Source organism: Herbaspirillum sp. B65 (assembly GCF_000333555.1).
Classification (GTDB): Bacteria; Pseudomonadota; Gammaproteobacteria; order Burkholderiales; family Burkholderiaceae_D; genus Herbaspirillum; species Herbaspirillum rubrisubalbicans.
This window is the reverse complement of record NZ_BADI01000833.1, coordinates 1-3,635: the sequence shown is the minus strand read 5'-3', so window position 1 is coordinate 3,635 and position 3,635 is coordinate 1. Positions and strand designations below refer to the sequence as shown.

At 64.7% G+C, this 3,635-nt stretch carries 3 protein-coding genes; 1 reads left to right on the top strand and 2 read right to left on the bottom strand.

Annotation, left to right across the window (positions count from 1 at the left end):
• On the top strand, positions 1 to 194 hold a 194-nt coding region (locus tag I5W_RS30230), incomplete at its 5' end, for a HisA/HisF-related TIM barrel protein (protein WP_252717135.1).
• Here the strand turns inward: I5W_RS30230 and I5W_RS19890 are convergent.
• Both I5W_RS19890 and I5W_RS19885 read right to left on the bottom strand, forming a co-directional pair.
• Positions 124 to 1,359, bottom strand: a complete 1,236-nt coding sequence (locus I5W_RS19890; protein ID WP_044530527.1) for a hypothetical protein — start codon at positions 1,357 to 1,359, stop codon at positions 124 to 126. The genes I5W_RS30230 and I5W_RS19890 overlap by 71 nt on opposite strands.
• 54 nt (positions 1,360 to 1,413) lie before the next feature.
• Positions 1,414 to 3,189, bottom strand: coding sequence for an autotransporter assembly complex protein TamA (locus tag I5W_RS19885; RefSeq protein ID WP_044530526.1), 1,776 nt, complete (start codon positions 3,187 to 3,189; stop codon positions 1,414 to 1,416).
• Positions 3,190 to 3,635 lie beyond the last annotated feature (446 nt).

Below are 3,635 nucleotides of genomic sequence, written 5' to 3'. Positions count from 1 at the left end.
GGAGCAAGCTGTCCGGCCACGAAGTGGTGGACCTGGCGCAAAAGTTCGAAGGCTATGGCTGCGAAGCCATCGTCTACACCGACATCGGCCGCGACGGCATGATGGGCGGCGTCAACATCGAGGCTACCGTGCGCCTGGCGCAGGCGCCTGGCGATGGAGTTGGCTCAAGTCCAGGTCGCTTACGCGCAGCTTGAATTGGCCCGACAACGGTTCCTGCTTGCCGGGCTCGTTGCTGCCGGGGCGGAACTGGCCGCTGCCTTCGATGCGCGCATCGCGCAGCAGGCGGATGTCCAGGCGCGACAGGGTTTGCTGCTGCAGGTCCAGCTTCAGGTCGGCGCTGGCCGAGAGCAAGGGCAGCCGTTGTTCATCAAGGCGACCGGGATGGGCGTTGTCGATGTCGATGCGGCCGCTCACCTGCAATGGCGCATCGGCCGCCAGGCCGGCAGGCGGGGCCAGGTCGGCGCGCAGGTGCAGATCGGCAGCCGGCGCGGCGGCATTGAAGGCTTGCGGATTGACGTGCTGCAGGTCGATCTTGGCGCGCTTCAATGGCACGCTGGCCAAGGGCGTGGCGAGGATATCGGCGCTGCCCTTGAGCCTGTCGCCGCCGGCGGTAAGGGCGATGCCCAGTTCTTGCAGCGAGCCCGACAATTGCGCGGCCAACTGGTATTGCTCCTTGAGCTGGCCATGCTGATAGGCCCCGGTCAGTTCCACTCCGCCGCCGACGGCAAAGGGGCGCTTGCCATTGAGGTGCAACAGCGCCGTGGCATCGCCATAGGGCGTGGTGAGGCTGTCCAGGACCAGGGTGTGCTGCACGCCATCGGAGTTGCCATGTAGTTTCAGGCGGGACAGTTCGGTACTGGAGGTGCCTTGCGTGAGCTTGAGGCGATCCAGGCTGATTTCACCGATCTCCAGGGCCAGCGGAATTTCCAGCGAGGCGGGCAGGGTGCTGGGCTCTGAGGGTGAGGGTTGCTGGTTCAACTGCACCTGGCCCACACGCAGGTAGTCCAGGCGCAAGCTGCGGCGCAGCAGGGCCAGGTGCCAGCGGGCGTCGATGCGATCGATATCGAGGATGCGCTTGTCATCCTGGTAGTGCAGCGCGCGCAGGCGCAAGCCATCGGCCACGGTACCGCCCAGCAGCTGGCCGGAGAGCTTGCCACCGAGGGCCTTCACGGCGCCATTCCACAGCAAGCGGGCGCCGCTTTCGGTATGAGTGGCATACAGGGCGACACCGGCTGCGGCCAGTACCAGCACGGCCAGCGTGCCGCCGCTCCAGGCGGCAAGGCGGCGTCCATGGCGAGCAGGGCGCTGGGGCGGCTGGGCCGGTGGGGAGGCTTGCAGTTCTTGTTGCGGGTCGCTCATGCGTGCTTGGGCTTCGAGATCAGGTAATCGATAGGTGCGATCCGGGCGCTGGCGCTAGAAGGCGATGCCCAGCGAGACGTGCGGCCGGATCTGGTGTTTCTGGATGCCATAGGCCAGGTCCAGGTTGAGCGTGCCGACCGGGCTGCGCCAGCGCGCTCCGGTGCCCACGCCGTGATAGAAGGTCTTGTTGCTCCAGTTGTCGGCGGCAGCTCCGACGTCATAGAACACCGCTGCGCCCCAGCTCTGGGTGAACCAGCGTTGATACTCGGTACTGCCCACGGCCAGGTACTTGGTCGGATAGACCGTGCCGTTCTGTTCATTGCCGATGCTCTGGTAGCTATAACCCCGCACCGAATCGTTGCCGCCGGTGCGAAACAGCAGCGACGGCGGCACTGCGCCGGCGCTGCCTTTGGTGAAGACGCCGCCCAGTTCGGCTCGCAAGACCACGATATCGCGCCGACCGACCGGTACGAATTGCTTGAAGCGGCCATACAGGCGGGAAAAGCTCTGGTCGGTCAGCAAGCCCTTGAGCGCAAAGCCGGCTTCCAGCGTCAACAGGTTGCCCTGGCGCGGGAAGATGGGATTGTCCACACGGCGGCGCGACCAGGCGAAGCCAGGTACCAGGGCGCGGTGCTTGCCGGGCGTCACTACGGTGTTGGCTGGCAAGGCTGCGCCGTTTTCCTGGCTCAGTTCATCGCGGTAATAGGTCAGCGAATAGGTGGTGTCGTAGTTCTCGCCAGTGCGTGCGCGCTTGAACCCCACCTGCTGGCTGCGCAAGTCTACGCCCTCGAGCTGGGTGCGGTCGTAGGAGGTGTTGAGGCTGTTGACGAAGGCCTTTTCATCGGGCGGCATGGCCAGCGACAGGGTGCCGTACTGGCGCTTTTGCTCCAGGCGCACCTGGCTGTCGAAAACGTAGGCACGGTTGAACATGTTGTAGTTCGAATAGCGGCCCTCGACCTGAGCCCCGGTATCGGTGCTGTAGCCCAGCCCGGCGCGGATGCGGTGGGTCGGGAATTCGGTGACCTGCACCTTCACCGGGGTCTGGTCCGGGTGCTCGGGATCGTCGTCGATGGCGACGATGGCATTGGAAAAATACGGCGTATTCTGGATCTGCCGTTGCAGGGCGAGTAGCCGGTTCACGTCATAGGGTTCACCAATGGTGAGTGGATTGACGTTGCGGATGATTGCTTCCGGGTAGCGCCGGGTGCCGGTGATCTGCAACGCGCCCAGGGTGAAGGCCGGGCCGCTGTCATAGCGCACCGCCAGTTCGGCCTGCTGCTCCTGCGGGTCGATGCGGGCCTCGGAGGCGGCGATGCGGGCGGCGGCGTACTTCTTTTGCTGCAGTTGTTCCAGCCCGGTGTTCTTGGCCTTGTCCCAGTCTTCCTGGCGGAACGGCTGGCCCACCGGCAGCGACCAGTCCTGGCGGATGCGCTCGACCGTGGCCTGGTCTTGGCGCGCGGCCACGCCAGTGACGCTGATGTCGGTCGCACCGATCTCGGTGCGCGGCCCTGGATCGACGACGAGGGTGATGCGGCGCACCGCCGGCTGGCCGTTGGCAGCAGGTTCGGTCTGGGCGCTGACCTTGGTGGTGGGGGTGAAATAACCTTCGGTGGAACTGAGTTCGCGCACCTGCTCACCGACGGTATCCATCATGAATTTGAGTTGTTCGTCGCTGATGTCGTCGCGGTCCTGGTAGCGCGAGATATCCAGAAAATCCTTCAGCAGCGATTGCACCGGCGCGGGTGCCTCGATCTGCACCTGGTAGGCGGCATAAGCGGTGTCGGCGGCACACCAGAGAAAGGCGATGGCCAGGCTGCGGGTCCAAGTCATTGATTCACTGCATCGTATCTGTTATCGGTTGAGGCGGCCGGCCTGACGCGCCGTGGGGCAAGTCGGGTAGGATGAGGGCTGGCAACGCGCCATCCAGGCCTGACCCGCGCGTTACGCGGTTAGTTCCTGGCCGGTGCAGGCGGCCGGCAATTCATCTCCGGGACATCCCGGATGCCCCCCTAGGGCGTTTGTGATGGGCCAGCCGCTTGCGGGACGCAGGGTTTGCGTGTGCTGCGTCCAGTTTAATCCCGCTATTGTAATGCCCCTGCCGGGCCGCCGTTATCGTTGATGGTGGCGTTGGGGTTGGCAGCGAATCGAAGGAGAGTCATGTGGCTAGTGCCAGCAGTGTGAGTATTGATGCGTATTCGGAAAAAGGCAGTTGCGAGCGGCTGCTGTGGGTCCATCGCTGGACCGACAAGCTGCTCAGTTTTCGCACCACGCGCCCG

Coding starts and splice junctions, on each gene's coding strand:
- I5W_RS19890 (WP_044530527.1), bottom strand. CDS start 1,359: ATGAGCGACCCGCAACAAGAACTGCAAGCCTCCCCACCGGCCCAGCCG.
- I5W_RS19885 (WP_044530526.1), bottom strand. CDS start 3,189: ATGACTTGGACCCGCAGCCTGGCCATCGCCTTTCTCTGGTGTGCCGCC.